The sequence below is a fragment of the Limnobacter sp. SAORIC-690 genome, from assembly GCF_002954425.1.
GTDB classification, from domain to species: Bacteria; Pseudomonadota; Gammaproteobacteria; order Burkholderiales; family Burkholderiaceae_B; genus Limnobacter; species Limnobacter profundi.
The window spans coordinates 2,297,760-2,314,410 of the sequence record NZ_MQVZ01000001.1; the positions used below are offsets into that span (position 1 = coordinate 2,297,760).

Consider the following 16,651-nt stretch of genomic DNA (forward strand, 5'->3'; position numbering starts at 1 on the left):
TTCCCTGCGGGTAGATACAAATGGTTGAACTAGAGATTGATGGTGTAAAAGTTGAAGTGGCCGAGGGCAGCATGCTCATGGACGCTGCTGAGAAGGCAGGCAGCTATGTGCCTCACTTTTGCTATCACAAAAAATTGTCGATTGCGGCCAACTGCCGCATGTGTCTGGTCGATGTAGAAAAAGCGCCCAAGCCTTTGCCCGCTTGCGCCACGCCTGTGTCGCCCGGCATGATTGTTCGCACCAAAAGCGAAAAAGCCGTGAACGCCCAAAAAAGCGTCATGGAATTTTTGCTGATTAATCACCCGCTTGATTGCCCGATTTGCGACCAAGGTGGCGAGTGTCAGTTGCAGGACATCGCAGTGGGTTACGGTGGCGTGTCTTCACGCTATCAGGAAGAAAAGCGCGTTGTATTTTACAAAGACATCGGCCCGCTGGTTTCCGCGCAGGAAATGAGCCGTTGCATTCACTGTACACGTTGCGTGCGTTTTGGCCAGGAAGTGGCAGGCGTCATGGAACTGGGCATGGCCAATCGCGGTGAACATTCAGAAATTCTGAGCTTTGTGGGCAATTCTGTGGATTCAGAATTGTCGGGCAACATGATTGATCTGTGTCCCGTGGGCGCACTCACATCCAAGCCTTTCCGTTACAACGCCCGCACTTGGGAAATGGCGCGTCGCAAGTCAGTTGCCGCCCATGACAGTCTGGGTTCTAACGTGGTGGTTCAGGTCAAAGCCGACAAAGTCATGCGCATTGTTCCGCAAGAAAATGACAGTGTGAACGAGTGCTGGATTTCGGACCGTGACCGTTTTAGTTACGAAGGCTTGCTGGCAACTGATCGTCTGACTGAACCGATGATCAAGAAGAACGGTCAGTGGGTAACAACCGACTGGCAAACCGCGCTGAATGTGGCGTTTGAAGGTTTGAAGAAAGCCCGCCGGGAATCGACGGACCTGAACAGCATTGCGATGTTGGTTTCACCGAACAGCAGCTTCGAGGAAATGGCCTTGGCCAAAGCCTTGATGACAGGCCTTGGTTCAACAAGCATTGATGCAGGCTTGCGGCACAGTGCAAACTTGAACCTGGTCGGTGCCAAGCCTTGGTTGGGTACCTCAATTCAACAGTTGGCGGATGCGGAATCCATCGTTGTAGTGGGTGCTGACCCCCGCAATGATCAGCCTTTGCTGACCCAGCGTATTCGCCAAGCTGCAAAGCAGGGCGCCCGTGTGGTGCTGGTGAATGCAGGTGGATTGGATCCATTGATGCCAAAAGCCGTGTGGCTGAAGGCTGCTCCTTCCAAGTGGGCTGACACTTTGGGGCACGATGCTGTGCCCAACGCACTAAGCGCGCCTGAAGGTGGCAAGTTTGTGTTGATCGGCCAACAGGTGTTGATGAGCCCATTTGCAGGCCAAGTGTTGGCCAAGGCGGTCGAGTTGGCCAAATCAACAGGTGCCACATTGGGCTTCCTGGGCGATGGTGCCAATTGGGTCGGGTCTTTCGTGGCAGGCATTCAAGCCAGCGCCCATGGTGGCAAAAACGCCCAAACCATGCTGGATGGCAAGGCCAAAGCAGCCATTGTTTTTGGTGCTGAACCAGACTTGGACAGCGTGCAGGGACAGAAGATTGTGCGCGGTCTGATCGATGCGGAATTTGTGGTACAAGCCAGTGCGTTTGTGGGCAATGCCAAGCAGTATGCGGATGTGTTGTTGCCCATTGCGCCCAGCACTGAAACCTCGGGCACTTTCATCAACATCGCAGGCACTGCTCAAACATTCAAAGCGGCGGTTCGCCCTCTGGGTGAAACACGCCCAGGCTGGAAGGTGTTGCGAGTGTTGGGCAATTTGCTGGGCCTGGAAGGTTTTGAGTTCAACAGTTCTGAAGAAGTATTGAAAGCATTCTTGCCTGCCAATCTTGCTGCTTCGCTGAGCAATACGATTCCTGAACAAACGGTGGCCGGAGTGGCTCTAAGTGGAAACCTTGAATTGGCTGCTTTTGCGCCAATTTACGACACCGATGCATTGGTTCGTCGTGCCGACTCGCTGCGCAAAACCAAGGCCGCCAAACCGGCACTTGCACAAATCAGTGCGCAAACAGCCGGGTTATTGGGTGTCAAGTCTGGTGACAAAATTCAATTGACAGACTCTGAGGGCGGCACGTTGCGGGCTGCGGTTCTAGTGAATAAAACAATTGCTGACAACACAGTGTTGGTGCCAATGGGGCGTGTGGATTCGCAAAGCCTGCGCACCGTGTTTGGGGGTGTTACGGTCGAGGCAGTGGTGGCCAGCGAGGTGCAGGCATGAGTTCACCCATCGACATGATCACGACCTTTGGTTCTGATTTACTCGGACCAGCCTGGGTGCCCGTTTGGACTCTGATCAAGATCTTGACAATCACCTTGCCGTTGTTGGGTTGCGTCGCTTATCTGACCTATTGGGAACGCAAAATGATTGGCCGCATGCACATTCGCATGGGTCCAAGTTATGTGGGCCCAATGGGTTTGCTTCAGCCGATCGCCGACGCGGTCAAGATGATGTTCAAGGAAATCATCGTGCCGATGAACGCCAACAAAGGCTTGTTCATCATCGCGCCGATCATGACCATCATGCCGGCCTTGGCGGCATGGGCAGTCATCCCGTTTGGGCCAGAAACCGTTTTGGCCAATGTGAATGCTGGTTTGCTTTACCTCATGGCCATTACATCGCTTGAGGTGTATGGCGTGATCATTGCAGGCTGGGCATCCAACTCCAAGTACGCCTTCCTGGCCGCCATGCGTGCTTCTGCGCAAATGGTGTCCTATGAATTGGCGATTGGTTTTGTGCTGGTCACTGTATTGCTGGTGGCGGGCAGCCTGAACATGACTGACATTGTGATGACTCAAACCACCGGTCAGTTCGCCGATATGGGCTTGAACTTCCTGTCCTGGAACTGGTTGCCTTTGTTGCCCTTGTTGGTGATCTACATGATCTCTGCGGTGGCTGAAACCAACCGCCACCCCTTTGACGTGGTTGAAGGGGAATCCGAAATTGTGGCGGGTCACATGGTGGAATATTCCGGCATGACCTTTGCCATTTTCTTCCTGGCCGAATACGCCAACATGATTTTGCTGTCCTGTTTGGCTGCGATCATGTTCTTCGGTGGTTGGGACGCGCCAGTCGCATTCCTGAGTTTCATTCCAGGCTGGATCTGGCTGGGTATTAAAACCTTCTTGCTGGTGTCGATGTTCATCTGGTTCCGTGCATCATTCCCGCGTTACCGCTACGACCAGATCATGCGTCTGGGCTGGAAGGTGTTCATTCCGTTGACACTGGTTTGGCTGGTGGTGGTTGCTGCCTGGATGCAGACTCCCTGGAACATCTGGAATTAATTGAGAGCGAACCATGTTTCAAGTTGTTAAAGAATTTTTGAACAGTCTGTTGCTGCGCGAGATGCTGAAAGGCATGGCGCTCACCATGGGTTATATGTTCACTCAACCCATCACGGTGCTTTACCCGATGGAGAAAACACCGATGTCGCCACGTTTTCGTGGATTGCACGCCTTGCGTCGCTATGAAAATGGCGAAGAGCGCTGTATTGCATGCAAATTGTGTGAGGCAGTATGCCCGGCCATGGCAATTACGATTGAATCGGAACAGCGCGAAGACGGCACACGCCGGACCAGCCGTTACGACATTGATTTGACCAAGTGTATTTTTTGCGGTTTCTGTGAAGAATCGTGCCCGGTGGATTCAATTGTAGAAACACATATTCACGAATATCACGGTGAGAAGCGCGGTGATTTGTATTTCACCAAAGAAATGCTGCTGGCTGTGGGCGATCGTTATGAGGCTGAAATTGCAGCCAACCGCGAAGCCGATGCGGCCTACCGTTAACTCGATACAAAACTTAGAAGACTAAATGCAATGGATGCAATAACCGGTTTCTTTTATGTGTTCGCCGCCATTTTGGTATTTGCAGCGGTGCGCGTAATCACCGCCAGCAATGCTGTACATGCAGCTTTGTACCTGGTCCTTTCGTTTTTCTCTGCATCTGCCCTGTGGATGTTGCTGGAAGCCGAGTTCCTGGCCATTTCACTGGTGCTGGTTTATGTAGGTGCGGTGATGGTGCTGTTCCTGTTCGTGGTCATGATGGTCGATGTGAACATGGACAAGGTACGTGCTGGCTTCTGGAAAAACCTGCCGGTGGCTGCCATCGTCGGCTCGCTGATCGCTTTCCAAATGTCAGTAGTATTGCTGCGTGGCTTTTGGGACCCCAATCTGGAAACTCCAGAACAGGCTGCCAACAACACTCAAGCCTTGGGTAAGTTGCTGTACACCGAGTATTTGTATCCGTTTGAAGTGGCTGCCTTGATTTTGTTGGTGGCGATGGTTGCGGCGATCGCGCTGACCTTGCGCAAGCGCAAGGACACAAAAGGCCAGGTGCCTTCAGACCAGGTTCGCGTGAAGTCAACTGACCGCGTGAAGCTTGTGAGCATGCCTGCTGATCTTGACCGCAAACAAACCAAAAGCGACACCACTGACGGTCGCCAAGCCTAACCGGGAATAGACAACAATGATTTCACTTTCTCATTACCTCGTGCTGGGCGCGATTTTGTTCTCGATCAGCGTGATTGGCATTTTCCTGAACCGCAAAAACCTGATCGTGATTCTGATGGCCATTGAACTGATGCTTCTGGCCGTGAACATGAACTTCGTTGCGTTTTCTCACTTCTTGGGCGATTTGTCCGGGCAGTTGTTCGTTTTCTTTATTCTCACAGTGGCCGCCGCCGAGTCCGCAATTGGTTTGGCAATTCTGGTGGTCCTTTTCCGCAACATGAATTCAATCAACGTCGAAGATCTCGACCAGCTAAAGGGGTAAGCGCGAATGAATCCCTTGTATTTGATCGTTCCGTTTGCTCCGCTGGTCGGCGCCATTCTTGCCGGTTTCTTCGGCAAGCAAATTGGCCGTGCTGGTGCGCACACAGCAACCATTGCTGGCGTTGCTATTTCCCTGATTGCTTCCATTCTGGTGTTCATGGACGTGATGGAGGGCAATACCTTCAACGGCACCCTCTATGAATGGGCTGTTGTGGGCACTTTGGTGTTTGAAGTCGGTTTCCTGATTGATACCCTGACAGCCACGATGATGTTGGTGGTGACCAGTGTGTCACTCATGGTGCATATCTATACGATTGGCTATATGGAGGAAGACGAAGGTTATCAGCGCTTCTTCTCTTATATTTCGCTGTTCACCTTCTCCATGTTGATGCTTGTGATGAGCAACAACTTCCTGCAGTTGTTCTTTGGCTGGGAAGCGGTGGGTCTTGTTTCATACCTGCTGATTGGTTTTTGGTACACCAAGCCAACAGCCATTTACGCCAACCTGAAAGCGTTTCTCGTAAACCGAGTGGGCGACTTCGGTTTTATTCTCGGGATTGGCTTGATTATGGCTTCCGCGGGTTCCATGAACTACGCCGAGGTGTTTGCGCAAGCAGATAACCTTGCTGGCCAAACCATGCCAGGCACTGACTGGCCTTTACTGGCCGTAGCCTGTATCTGCCTGTTTATCGGTGCCATGGGCAAGTCAGCCCAATTCCCGCTGCATGTGTGGCTGCCCGATTCAATGGAAGGCCCCACACCGATCTCCGCCTTGATTCACGCAGCCACCATGGTGACCGCAGGTATTTTCATGGTCAGCCGGATGTCACCGTTATTTGAACTCAGCGACATCGCCTTGAACTTTGTGTTGGTGATAGGTTCAATCACTGCGCTGTTCATGGGCTTTCTGGGCATCATTCAAAACGACATCAAACGAGTGGTTGCGTATTCAACGCTATCGCAGTTGGGTTATATGACAGTGGCCCTGGGTGTGTCCGCTTACCCCGTCGCCATTTTCCATCTAATGACGCACGCTTTCTTCAAGGCCTTGTTGTTCCTGGGCGCGGGTTCCGTGATTATCGGCATGCACCACGATCAGGACATTCGCCACATGGGCGGGCTTTGGAAGTACATGCCAATTACATGGCTCACTTCCTTGTTGGGGTCGCTTGCTTTGATTGGTACGCCGTTCTTCTCAGGTTTTTACTCGAAAGACAGCATTATCGAGGCAGTGCACTTCAGTACCCTGCCAGCGGCCGACTTTGCTTATTTCGCAGTGGTGGCTGGTGTGTTCATCACTGCGTTCTACAGCTTCCGCATGTATTTCCTGGTGTTCCATGGCAAAGAGCGTTTCCATGACGTTCAGCACCATGACGACCACGGTGATGATCATCATGCCCATCACGGACCAGTACAGCCGCACGAATCACGCTGGGTGGTTACCTTGCCCTTGATCTTGCTGGCAATTCCCTCGGTCATCATTGGTTATATTGCGGTTGAGCCCATGTTGCATGGCACCTTTTTTGAGGGTGTGATCACGATTAATCCAGAACACGGTGCAATGGCAGGCCTCAGCAGTATTTTCCATGGTGCCGCGGCCATGGGTGTTCATTCTTTGCAAACGGCGCCATTCTGGCTCGCCTTGGGCGGTGTGGTTGCCGCAGCAGTTTGCTACCTGTGGGTACCAGCGATTCCGGCAGCGTTCATGAAGGCTTTGAAGCCAGTGCACACTTTGCTGGACAACAAGTACTACATGGACAAGTTCAACGAAGTGGTGTTTGCCGGTGGGGCCCGTGGCCTGGGCGAGGCGCTTTGGAAGTTTGGTGACCGCATGTTGATCGATGGTTTATTGGTCAATGGCAGTGCCAAACTGGTAGGTTTGATCTCGGGTGTGGTTCGATTCGCGCAAAGTGGTTTTATTTACCACTATGCGTTCGCGATGATTCTTGGCGTGTTGGCCATGATCATCACTTTCATCACACTCAAATAACAAAGGCGGAACCTCGGTTCTTACGATTGGAAAATATCAATGTCTAACAATATTCCTTATCTAAGTTTGGCGATCTGGCTGCCAATTGCCTTTGGTGTTTTGATCATGGCCTTGGGCAATGACAAAAACGCAGGTGCCGTGCGGGGTGCCTCCCTGATTGCAGCGCTAATTAGTTTTCTGGTTACCTTGCCTTTGTACTTCGGTTTTGACACCAGCACCGCCCAATTGCAGTTTGTCGAGAACTTGCCCTGGATTGAAGCCTTCGGCGCTTCGTATGGTCTGGGCGTTGATGGTTTGTCGGTGTGGTTTGTCATATTGACAGCACTCATCACCATCTTTGTGGTGGTGGCAGCTTGGGAAGTAATCACCGAGAAAGTTGCGCAGTACATGGCCGCTTTCCTGATTTTGTCGGGCTTGATGGTGGGTGTTTTTGCTGCCACCGATGGTTTGCTGTTTTATGTATTCTTTGAAGCAACGCTGATCCCGATGTACATCATCGTGGGTGTGTGGGGGGGTCCTAACCGAATTTATGCGGCCTTCAAGTTCTTCTTGTACACCCTGCTGGGTTCTTTGCTCACCTTGGTTGCGATCATTTATCTGCAATTCCAGTCAGGCACGTTCGAAATTGCGGCATGGCATAAATTGCCCTTGGGCATGACTGAGCAAACACTGATTTTCCTGGCTTTCCTCATGGCGTTTGCCGTGAAGGTGCCTATGTGGCCAGTTCACACTTGGTTGCCAGATGCGCACGTTGAAGCGCCCACGGGTGGTTCCGTGGTACTGGCTGCAATCATGTTGAAGCTGGGTGCTTACGGCTTCCTGCGTTTCAGTATGCCGATTGCCCCAGATGCAAGCCATGAACTGGCCGGCTTCATGATTACTTTGTCGCTGATCGCAGTGGTGTATATCGGTGTGGTTGCCTTGGTTCAGAAAGACATGAAAAAGCTGGTGGCTTATTCATCCATCGCACACATGGGCTTTGTCACCTTGGGTTTCTTCATGTTTCAGGACCTGGCAGTGCAGGGCGCCATCATCCAGATGATTTCTCACGGTTTTGTCTCGGGCGCCATGTTCCTGTGTATTGGTGTACTTTACGACCGCGTTCACAGCCGTGAAATTTCTGCATATGGTGGCGTTGTGAACACCATGCCCAAATTTGCAGCGTTTTTCCTGTTGTTTGCAATGGCCAACTCGGGTCTTCCAGCCACCAGTGGTTTTGTGGGCGAGTTCATGGTGATTCTGGGTGCAGTGAAGTACAACTTCTGGATTGGTTTACTGGCTGCGACCACCCTTATTTTTGGTGCGGCTTATTCGTTGTGGATGTACAAGCGCGTGGTGTTTGGTGAGGTAGCCAACGACAACGTGAAAGAATTGACCGATGTGAACACCCGTGAATTCTTGATGCTGGGTGCATTGGCAATTCTGGTCATGGCCATGGGCCTGTACCCCAAACCTTTTACTGATGTGTTGCAGGTGTCTGTTGATGCTCTGTTGCAACATGTGGCTCAGTCCAAGCTTTAATTGAGGAATGTTCGTGGATCAGATGAATCTCTCACTCGCTATTCCTGAAATTGCCCTGGCACTTTTCGCCTGCGCGTTTCTGATTGCCGACAGCGTGACCAAGGGCCGCATTTTGCCAATGCTGCACAATATTGTGGTGTTGTTCTGTATCGGTCTTGGTGCGTATTGTTTGTCGCAGGTACCTACGGCAGGTACCGAGCTGGCTTTCTCCAATATGTACATTGCTGACAGCATGGCGTTGGTGTTGAAAGGCTTTTCTGCCCTGGCCATTGCATTCACCCTGATAGTGGGTGCGAGCTATGCCAAAGACCGTGACATGTTCAAAGGAGAGCTGCACGCCTTGGTGTTGTTTGCCTTGCTTGGCCAGATGATCATGATTTCTGCCAACAACCTGTTGTTGGTGTACCTGGGTGTCGAACTGTTGTCGCTTAGCCTGTATGCCGCCGTGGCCATGCAGCGAGACAATGTACGCGCTACCGAAGCGGCGATGAAGTATTTTGTTCTTGGCGCCTTGGCTTCAGGTTTCCTGTTGTATGGCATGTCGATGATTTACGGCGCCACAGGGTCGTTGAATCACGCTGATATCGCATTTGCTGCAACCGCAGCTGTGTCGGGCCAAAAATCAATTGTTTTTGTATTTGGTATCGTGTTTCTGGTGGCTGGCCTCGCCTTCAAGCTGGGTGTGGTTCCTTTCCACATGTGGGTACCTGATGTGTATCAGGGTTCGCCTTCCATCTCGACCTTGCTGATCAGTGGCGCACCCAAACTGGCTGCATTTGCCATGTTGATGCGCCTGCTGGTGGATGGTCTTTTCGTGATGGCATTTGACTGGCAAAACATGTTGATGGTTTTGGCAATTGCCTCGCTGGCCATAGGCAACCTCACCGCGATTGCACAAACCAGCTTGAAACGCATGTTGGCGTATTCAACCATTGCGCAAATGGGCTTCATGTTGCTGGGTTTCCTCTCCGGCGTCAGTGGTCAAGGCGCCGGGCAAGACACTGGCAATGCTGCCCAGGCTTATTCCTCGGCCATGTTCTACAGCATTACCTATGTGCTGACCACCCTCGGTACCTTTGGCGTGATTATGGTGATGTCGCGCAAAGGTTTCGAGGTTGAAAATATCAGTGATCTGAAAGGGTTGAACAAGCGTGCACCATGGTTGGCCTTGATTATGTTGTTGCTGATGTTCTCGCTGGCGGGTATTCCACCCATGGTGGGTTTTGCTGCCAAGTTGGCAGTTTTGAAAGCCTTGTTGGCCACTGGTCAGGTTTGGTTGACTGTCTATGCAGTGATGTTCAGCCTGGTGGGTGCTTTCTATTACATTCGTATTGTGAAAACGATGTATTTTGAAGTCCCTGCTGATGAAACTGAAATTGTGATGGGTAATGATGCACGCGCCGTGTTGGGTTTGAACGGCTTGGCTGTGATCGCGCTGGGCTTGCTGCCTGCGCCTCTAATGGCTTATTGCATGACTGCAATTCAGCAAACACTGGCTGGTTAATTAATAAATTCGGCTTTTTTGAGTATTCACGGGAGGTAGGTTTTGACGCAAACGATCGGGCATTGGTTGTTGTTTGGCTTGGCCTTGCTGTTTGCGAACCTGCCTTTTGTAAGCAACCGCATTATGGGTGTTTTGCCTGTGGCCAAAAAGGGCGGTTGGACCCGGGTGATTGAGGTAATCGCAGGCTACTTCATTGTTGGCCTGATCGGTTTCGCAATTGAAGGAAGCTTGAGCCAGGTAACTCCCCAGCGCTGGGAATTTTATGCCTTAACAGCTTGCCTGTTTCTTGTGTTTGCTTTTCCAGGGTTTGTGTACCGTTTCCTGTGGCGATCGCCGAAAGGTTAGGTTCGCATTCCGCCGTCTTTTTTGTCTGTACTCCCACTGCACCTGTCTTGCGTTGAAAGTAAACGTCCTTTCAAGGAAACCCTGTTATGAAACGTTTGCTGATCGGCGTAATTGCACCCGCCTTATTCGTACTTGCAGCGTGCACAAATTCGCCGGAAGTTACCACTCGAAAATTGCAGTTTCTTGCCAAAACTGATTGTGAGTTGGTTTACAAGTCGGCGGGTGCTCAGGTGATCGAGAACTTCTGTGAAACAGAATGGAAACCGGTCACGATTCACATTGCGGACCAGAAATATTCTGTGGACTGGATTGATGAGGAAACCAGTCGCAGGTTGTTTGAGCAAGGGTGTGGGCAAACAGCAGCTTGTTACTACGAGCTGACGCTGGATGGTGTAACAGTCAATGGCAAATTTGCCTACGTGACCGATTTGCTCAAAGGGGAATACACCTTCGAGATTGACGCGAATGAAAATTTTGAACTATTGAATGCAACCACAACCGATTTGGCATCTTGATTGCTTTGTCGCTGACAAAAACGCCGACCTGAAGGTCGGCGTTTTTGTTTCAATTACATATTGGGGTAGTTGGGGCCGCCACCACCTTCCGGTGTTACCCACACAATGTTTTGTGTGGGATCTTTGATGTCGCAGGTTTTGCAGTGTACGCAGTTTTGCGCGTTAATCTGCAATTGGTCTTTGCCATCTTCTTTTTTCACATACTCGTACACACCGGCTGGGCAATAGCGCTGTTCCGGACCAGCATAGGTGGTCAGGTTTGTCGCCACCGGCACATCTGCATTTTTCAATGTCAGGTGTGCAGGCTGGTTTTCTTCGTGGTTTGTGTTGGAAATGAACACGGAGCTCAAACGATCAAACGTGATTTTCCCGTCAGGTTTCGGGTAGTTGATCGGCTGAAACTCAGAGGCAGGACGCAGGCATTCATGGTCTGCGTGCTTGTGATGCAGTGTCCAGGGTACCTTGCCCTTAAACAGCTTTTGCTCGATACCCACCATCATGGTGCCGGTGTACAAACCTTTGCTCATCCACTGTTTGAAGTTGCGCGCGCGGTACAGTTCATCAAACAGCCAAGAGTCGTGGAAGGCCTTTGGATAGGCTTCCAGCTCGTCGCCAGCGCGGTCTTGTGCCAGGGCGTCTGCGATCGCATCGGCGCAAAGCATGCCGCTCTTGATCGCGGCGTGAGAACCTTTGATTCGCGAGGCATTCAAAAAGCCAGCATCACAACCCACAAGCGCGCCGCCTGGAAATACCAGTTTTGGAAGACTCATCAGGCCGCCTGCCGCAATGGCGCGTGCGCCGTAGGAGATGCGCTTCCCACCTTCAAAGTACTTGCGAATTTCAGGGTGTGTTTTGTAGCGCTGAAATTCTTCAAATGGAGACAGGTAGGGATTTTCGTAGGCCAGGCCCACCACAAAACCCACTGCAACCTGGTTATTTTCCAGGTGGTAAAGGAATGAACCACCGTAGGTGCTTGAATCGAGAGGCCAGCCACCGGAGTGAATCACCAAACCAGGCTTGTGCTTGGCTGGATCGATTTCCCACAGTTCTTTTAAGCCGATACCATACACCTGTGGATCACGGCCTTCGTTCAGATTAAATTTTTCAATGACGCGTTTGCCCAAATGGCCGCGTACACCTTCAGCAAACACGGTGTATTTGGCATGCAGTTCCATGCCGGGTTGGTAAGCGTGGGTGTGTTCCCCGTCTTTGCCAATGCCCATGTCGCCGGTTTGCACGCCTTTTACGGCACCTTTGTCATCGTACAGAATTTCCGCACCTGCAAACCCAGGAAATACTTCTACGCCCAAAGCCTCCGCCTGTTCGCCAAGCCAGCGCACAACGTTGGCCAGACTGATTACATAATTACCATGGTTCTGGAAACATTCAGGCAACAGTGCGTTGGGTACTTTCTTGGCAGACGTTTCAGTGAGGAATAAAAACTGGTCTTCGGTAACCTCTGTGTTCAGCGGCGCGCCTCGTTCTTTCCAGTCGGGAAAAAGTTCGGTGATTGCGCGTGGGTCCATGACCGCGCCTGACAAAATATGGGCGCCAACCTCAGAGCCTTTCTCCAAAACGCACACATTGATTTCCTGGCCTTTTTCTGCGGCCACTTGTTTCAGGCGAATGGCTGTTGACAGGCCAGCAGGGCCTCCGCCAACTACCACTACGTCGTATTCCATCATGTCTCTTTCGACAGCCGACATTGGGTGCGTCTCCTTAAAATTTGTCGCGGGTGCTACAGCTAGATGCAGCTTTGATTTTAAGCCGAAAGCTTATTGCATATCGGGAAAAAATAGTTGACTTTGATCTCTAGTCTGAGAAACTTGATTTTGTGCGTTGCAGCAAGAAGTTTGTAAGCGCTTAAACGTTAAACTAACGGCACAAATTCAAAGCATGAGGAATAAAAATGGGGATGAATAAAGTATCAGCCAGTGCCACAGAGGCTTTGGCGGACAAGATCAAAGACGGGATGACGCTTGCTGTGGGTGGTTTTGGCCTCTGTGGCATTCCAGAGGCGCTGATTGACGCGGTTCGTGCATCTGGTGCAAAAAACCTCACGGTGATCTCAAACAACGCGGGTGTGGACGGTTTCGGTTTGGGGCGTCTGCTGGAAACCAGGCAGGTTCGCAAAATGATTTCGTCGTATGTTGGCGAGAACAAGGAATTTGAGCGCCAGTACCTCAGTGGTGAACTGGAACTGGAATTCACGCCGCAGGGCACTTTGGCCGAAAAGCTGCGCGCTGGTGGTGCTGGTATTCCCGCGTTCTTCACCAAAACTGGTTTTGGAACCGTGATTGCCGAGGGTAAGGAAACCCGAGTGATCAATGGGGAAAACTATGTGTTGGAACACAGTCTGAAGGCGGATATTTCATTGGTAAAAGCGTGGAAGGCAGACACTTCGGGCAACCTTGTTTATCGCCTTACCGCGCGCAATTTCAACCCTGAATGTGCTGCAGCTTCAAAATTCACTGTGGTTGAGGTTGAGGAAATTGTGGAGGTGGGCGCGCTCGATCCCAACTTTATTCATACCCCCGGTATTTACGTGCAGCGTGTGGTGTTGAATGCCAATCCTGAAAAGCGGATTGAGAAACGTACCCTGGCGACCACAGCACAATAAGGAGAACAACACATGGCATGGAATCACGATGAAATGGCAGCACGCGCAGCGCGTGAATTGCAAGACGGTTTTTATGTAAATTTGGGTATTGGATTGCCCACTCTGGTCAGTAACCACATTCCTGACGGCATGGATGTGATGCTGCAAAGTGAAAACGGATTGTTGGGTATTGGCCCATTCCCGACCGAGGCGCAGGTGGATGCGGATTTGATCAATGCGGGCAAGCAAACCGTGACTACACTGGATGGGTCGGCATTCTTTTCCAGCTCGGAGTCTTTCGCAATGATTCGCGGCGGGCACATTAACTTGGCCATTTTGGGTGCCATGCAGGTGAGCCAAAAGGGCGACTTGGCCAACTGGATGATTCCTGGCAAGTTGGTGAAAGGCATGGGTGGTGCCATGGATTTGGTGGCTGGTGTTTCCCGTGTTGTGGTGCTGATGGAGCATGTGGCCCGCAAGAAAGACGGCACCACCGACCTTAAAATTCTGCCGGAATGCACCTTGCCGTTAACAGGCAAAGGTGTGGTCAATCGCATTATCACTGACCTTGCCGTGATGGATGTGGGCTTGGAAGGCCTCCAGGTGCTTGAGATTGCACCGGGCGTGTCTAGAGAAGAACTCCAAGAAAAAACAGGGTGCGAACTGAAGTTTAGTTAAGATCACTGGCATGGACCAAGCGCGCTCAGGTTATAATTCTGCTTTCAAACAGCGCACAATTCGCTCAATTGTGCGCCCTACTGAGCGCCGAACAGAGCGCCGCCTGGCACTATGACCAAATATGTATTCGTTACCGGCGGGGTTGTCTCGTCCCTTGGCAAAGGTATTGCCGCAGCATCTTTGGCCGCGATTCTTGAAAGTCGCGGTCTGAAAGTCACCATGCTCAAACTGGACCCGTACATCAACGTGGACCCCGGCACCATGAGCCCATTCCAGCACGGCGAGGTGTTTGTCACCGAAGACGGCGCCGAAACTGATCTGGACCTGGGGCACTACGAGCGCTTCATTTCCACGAAAATGAAGAAGTCAAACAACTTCACCACCGGCCAGATTTATGAATCTGTGCTGCGCAAAGAGCGTCGCGGAGAATACCTTGGCAAAACCGTTCAGGTGATTCCCCACATTACCAATGAAATTCAAGCTTTTATTGAGAAAGGTGCGCGCGCAGCCTGGGGCGGTGAAACCGATGTGGCCATTGTTGAAATTGGCGGCACCGTAGGTGACATTGAGTCTTTGCCATTCCTTGAAGCTGTTCGCCAGATGAGCCTGCGCCTGGGCCGCAACAGTGCGTGTTTTGTGCACCTCACATTGGTGCCATTTATTGCTTCTGCCGGTGAACTGAAAACCAAGCCTACCCAACACAGTGTACAAAAACTCAGGGAAATCGGTATTTATCCCGATGCCTTGCTGTGTCGCGCCGATCGCCGTATTCCCGATGACGAGCGCGCCAAGATTTCCATGTTCTCGAATGTGCAACTGGAAGCTGTTATTTCCGTTTGGGACGCTGACACCATTTACAAAATTCCAGCCATGCTTGAAGCCCAAAAGCTTGATGACATTGTGCTGGAAAAGCTGAACATTGAAGCGCCTCGCGCAGATTTGTCGAAGTGGGCTGAAATTGTACATGCGCAGGAAAATCCCGAGCAAAACATCACCATTGGCATGGTGGGCAAGTACGTCGATTTGACCGAGTCGTATAAATCCCTGATCGAAGCCTTGAATCATGCTGGCTTGCACACACGAACCAAGGTGAACATCAATTACATCGACTCCGAGGAAATTGAAGCCCACGGTACTGAAAGTTTGAAGAAGCTGGATGCCATTTTGGTGCCCGGTGGTTTTGGCAAGCGCGGCACGGAAGGCAAAATCAAGGCGATTCAATATGCCCGAGAAAACAAGGTGCCTTACTTGGGCATTTGTTTGGGCATGCAGTTGGCCGTGATTGAATTTGCGCGACATTGCGCGGGGTTGCCCAAAGCCAACTCGACCGAATTTGACAGCCTGGCCGATACGCCAGTGGTGGCCCTGATCACCGAGTGGAAAGACAGCACAGGTAAAGTCGAGCTTCGATCCGACCAAAGCGATTTGGGCGGCACCATGCGCCTGGGCTCGCAGCGCTGCCCGATCAAGCCCGGCACTTTGGCTGAATCCATCTATGGTCCCGAGGTGAATGAGCGCCATCGTCACCGTTATGAGGTGAACAATAACTATGTGCCTCAACTTGAAGAGGCCGGCCTGCGTATTTCTGCCCGTACGCCGACTGAAAATTTGCCGGAAATCATGGAATTGCCAGATCACCCTTGGTTTTTCGGCGTGCAGTTTCACCCCGAATTCACCAGCACCCCACGAGACAGCCACCCCTTGTTTTTGGCCTACGTGAAGGCTGCTTTGGCCCACAAATTGGCCAAAGCGTTATAAGCTGGACCCAACAGGAGGACACCTGATGAAACTATGCAATTTTGAAGTGGGTTTGGACAAACCATTTTTCCTGATCGCTGGCCCATGCGTGATTGAAAGTGAACAAATGGCCATGGACACGGCAGGCCAGCTCAAGGAAATCTGCGAGTCGCTGGGTGTGCCTTTTATTTACAAAAGCTCGTACGACAAAGCCAACCGCAGTTCGGGCAAAAGTTTCCGCGGTCTGGGCATGGACAAAGGGCTTGATATTCTGGCCAATGTAAAAAAAACCCTGAACGTCAACATTCTGACCGATGTACACGCGATTGAAGAAATCACGGCAGTGGCCAGCGTGGTGGATGTGTTGCAAACCCCTGCGTTTTTGTGTCGTCAAACTGACTTCATTGAGGCTGTGGCCACCTGTGGCAAGCCAGTGAACATCAAGAAAGGCCAGTTTCTGGCTCCCGGCGACATGGTCAACGTGGTGGACAAAGCCCGAACTGCCGCCATTGAAGCCGGCGGTGATGGCAAGAACATCATGGTGTGTGAGCGCGGTGTAAGCTTTGGTTACAACAACCTGGTTTCCGACATGCGTAGCTTGGCCATCATGCGCAACACAGGTTGTCCAGTGGTGTTTGATGCCACGCACAGTGTGCAGTTGCCGGGCGGGCAGGGTACGGCCAGTGGTGGTCAGCGTGAATTTGTGCCCGTGTTGGCGCGCGCCGCTGTTGCAGTGGGCGTGGCAGGTTTGTTTATGGAAAGTCACCCTGACCCCGCCAAAGCGATGTCAGATGGCCCCAACGCCTGGCCCTTACCTCGCATGAAAGCCTTGTTGGCCACCTTGCAGGAACTGGACCGTTTGGTGAAGTCTGGCCCATTGGCCGAAACAGACCTGATGAAATAAACAGGCCG

Annotated in this window: 15 protein-coding genes; 14 read left to right on the top strand and 1 reads right to left on the bottom strand. The window is 51.6% G+C overall.

The window, feature by feature from the left end:
* The first annotated feature begins 20 nt into the window (after nucleotides 1-20).
* From nuoG to BSZ31_RS11000, 10 genes are all read left to right on the top strand, one after another.
* Nucleotides 21-2,297 carry an NADH-quinone oxidoreductase subunit NuoG gene (gene nuoG, locus BSZ31_RS10955; RefSeq protein WP_105028780.1) on the top strand — a complete coding sequence of 759 codons (2,277 nt, stop codon included), beginning with the start codon at nucleotides 21-23 and terminating at the stop codon, nucleotides 2,295-2,297.
* A complete protein-coding gene (nuoH, locus tag BSZ31_RS10960; RefSeq protein WP_105028781.1) occupies nucleotides 2,294-3,361 on the top strand; it encodes an NADH-quinone oxidoreductase subunit NuoH in 1,068 nt (355 codons plus the stop codon). The genes nuoG and nuoH overlap by 4 nt, the downstream gene beginning before the upstream one ends.
* A gap of 13 nt (nucleotides 3,362-3,374) precedes the next feature.
* Nucleotides 3,375-3,866 carry an NADH-quinone oxidoreductase subunit NuoI gene (nuoI, locus tag BSZ31_RS10965; protein ID WP_008251211.1) on the top strand — a complete coding sequence of 164 codons (492 nt, stop codon included), beginning with the start codon at nucleotides 3,375-3,377 and terminating at the stop codon, nucleotides 3,864-3,866.
* Nucleotides 3,867-3,896: 30 nt separating this feature from the next.
* On the top strand, nucleotides 3,897-4,529 hold the full coding sequence (locus BSZ31_RS10970) for an NADH-quinone oxidoreductase subunit J (protein WP_105028782.1): 633 nt from the start codon (nucleotides 3,897-3,899) through the stop codon (nucleotides 4,527-4,529).
* Between the two features lie 16 nt (nucleotides 4,530-4,545).
* Nucleotides 4,546-4,851 carry an NADH-quinone oxidoreductase subunit NuoK gene (gene nuoK / locus BSZ31_RS10975; RefSeq protein ID WP_008251215.1) on the top strand — a complete coding sequence of 102 codons (306 nt, stop codon included), beginning with the start codon at nucleotides 4,546-4,548 and terminating at the stop codon, nucleotides 4,849-4,851.
* Nucleotides 4,852-4,857: 6 nt separating this feature from the next.
* On the top strand, nucleotides 4,858-6,840 hold the full coding sequence (gene nuoL, locus BSZ31_RS10980; RefSeq protein ID WP_105028783.1) for an NADH-quinone oxidoreductase subunit L: 1,983 nt from the start codon (nucleotides 4,858-4,860) through the stop codon (nucleotides 6,838-6,840).
* Between the two features lie 39 nt (nucleotides 6,841-6,879).
* Complete coding sequence (locus BSZ31_RS10985) at nucleotides 6,880-8,361, top strand: NADH-quinone oxidoreductase subunit M (RefSeq protein WP_105028784.1); 1,482 nt, start codon at nucleotides 6,880-6,882, stop codon at nucleotides 8,359-8,361.
* A gap of 22 nt (nucleotides 8,362-8,383) precedes the next feature.
* A complete protein-coding gene (gene nuoN / locus BSZ31_RS10990; protein ID WP_240605694.1) occupies nucleotides 8,384-9,865 on the top strand; it encodes an NADH-quinone oxidoreductase subunit NuoN in 1,482 nt (493 codons plus the stop codon).
* A gap of 42 nt (nucleotides 9,866-9,907) precedes the next feature.
* Complete coding sequence (locus BSZ31_RS10995) at nucleotides 9,908-10,210, top strand: DUF2818 family protein (RefSeq protein ID WP_168426943.1); 303 nt, start codon at nucleotides 9,908-9,910, stop codon at nucleotides 10,208-10,210.
* A gap of 86 nt (nucleotides 10,211-10,296) precedes the next feature.
* Nucleotides 10,297-10,725: a hypothetical protein gene (locus BSZ31_RS11000; protein WP_105028785.1), complete on the top strand. Its 429-nt coding sequence runs from the start codon at nucleotides 10,297-10,299 to the stop codon at nucleotides 10,723-10,725.
* A 53-nt stretch (nucleotides 10,726-10,778) separates the two neighbouring features.
* Here BSZ31_RS11000 and BSZ31_RS11005 read toward each other — a convergent pair whose 3' ends face one another.
* Entirely contained in the window at nucleotides 10,779-12,431 is a 1,653-nt protein-coding gene (locus BSZ31_RS11005; RefSeq protein WP_105028786.1) for an electron transfer flavoprotein-ubiquinone oxidoreductase, read from the bottom strand.
* Between the two features lie 209 nt (nucleotides 12,432-12,640).
* On the opposite strand from BSZ31_RS11005, the gene BSZ31_RS11010 reads away from it, so the two are divergent.
* The 4 genes from BSZ31_RS11010 (at nucleotide 12,641) to kdsA (ending at nucleotide 16,643) form a co-directional block, all read left to right on the top strand.
* Nucleotides 12,641-13,345, top strand: coding sequence for a CoA transferase subunit A (locus tag BSZ31_RS11010; protein WP_105028787.1), 705 nt, complete (start codon nucleotides 12,641-12,643; stop codon nucleotides 13,343-13,345).
* 12 nt (nucleotides 13,346-13,357) lie between these two features.
* Nucleotides 13,358-14,002 carry a 3-oxoacid CoA-transferase subunit B gene (locus BSZ31_RS11015; protein WP_105028788.1) on the top strand — a complete coding sequence of 215 codons (645 nt, stop codon included), beginning with the start codon at nucleotides 13,358-13,360 and terminating at the stop codon, nucleotides 14,000-14,002.
* Between the two features lie 111 nt (nucleotides 14,003-14,113).
* On the top strand, nucleotides 14,114-15,760 hold the full coding sequence (locus tag BSZ31_RS11020; protein ID WP_105028789.1) for a CTP synthase: 1,647 nt from the start codon (nucleotides 14,114-14,116) through the stop codon (nucleotides 15,758-15,760).
* 25 nt (nucleotides 15,761-15,785) lie between these two features.
* Nucleotides 15,786-16,643, top strand: coding sequence for a 3-deoxy-8-phosphooctulonate synthase (gene kdsA / locus BSZ31_RS11025; RefSeq protein ID WP_105028790.1), 858 nt, complete (start codon nucleotides 15,786-15,788; stop codon nucleotides 16,641-16,643).
* The last annotated feature ends 8 nt before the right edge of the window (nucleotides 16,644-16,651 follow it).

Coding starts and splice junctions, on each gene's coding strand:
- nuoK (WP_008251215.1), top strand. CDS start 4,546: ATGATTTCACTTTCTCATTACCTCGTGCTGGGCGCGATTTTGTTCTCG.
- BSZ31_RS11020 (WP_105028789.1), top strand. CDS start 14,114: ATGACCAAATATGTATTCGTTACCGGCGGGGTTGTCTCGTCCCTTGGC.
- nuoN (WP_240605694.1), top strand. CDS start 8,384: ATGAATCTCTCACTCGCTATTCCTGAAATTGCCCTGGCACTTTTCGCC.
- kdsA (WP_105028790.1), top strand. CDS start 15,786: ATGAAACTATGCAATTTTGAAGTGGGTTTGGACAAACCATTTTTCCTG.
- BSZ31_RS10970 (WP_105028782.1), top strand. CDS start 3,897: ATGGATGCAATAACCGGTTTCTTTTATGTGTTCGCCGCCATTTTGGTA.
- nuoI (WP_008251211.1), top strand. CDS start 3,375: ATGTTTCAAGTTGTTAAAGAATTTTTGAACAGTCTGTTGCTGCGCGAG.
- nuoL (WP_105028783.1), top strand. CDS start 4,858: ATGAATCCCTTGTATTTGATCGTTCCGTTTGCTCCGCTGGTCGGCGCC.
- BSZ31_RS11015 (WP_105028788.1), top strand. CDS start 13,358: ATGGCATGGAATCACGATGAAATGGCAGCACGCGCAGCGCGTGAATTG.
- BSZ31_RS11010 (WP_105028787.1), top strand. CDS start 12,641: ATGAATAAAGTATCAGCCAGTGCCACAGAGGCTTTGGCGGACAAGATC.
- nuoG (WP_105028780.1), top strand. CDS start 21: ATGGTTGAACTAGAGATTGATGGTGTAAAAGTTGAAGTGGCCGAGGGC.
- nuoH (WP_105028781.1), top strand. CDS start 2,294: ATGAGTTCACCCATCGACATGATCACGACCTTTGGTTCTGATTTACTC.
- BSZ31_RS11000 (WP_105028785.1), top strand. CDS start 10,297: ATGAAACGTTTGCTGATCGGCGTAATTGCACCCGCCTTATTCGTACTT.
- BSZ31_RS11005 (WP_105028786.1), bottom strand. CDS start 12,431: ATGTCGGCTGTCGAAAGAGACATGATGGAATACGACGTAGTGGTAGTT.
- BSZ31_RS10985 (WP_105028784.1), top strand. CDS start 6,880: ATGTCTAACAATATTCCTTATCTAAGTTTGGCGATCTGGCTGCCAATT.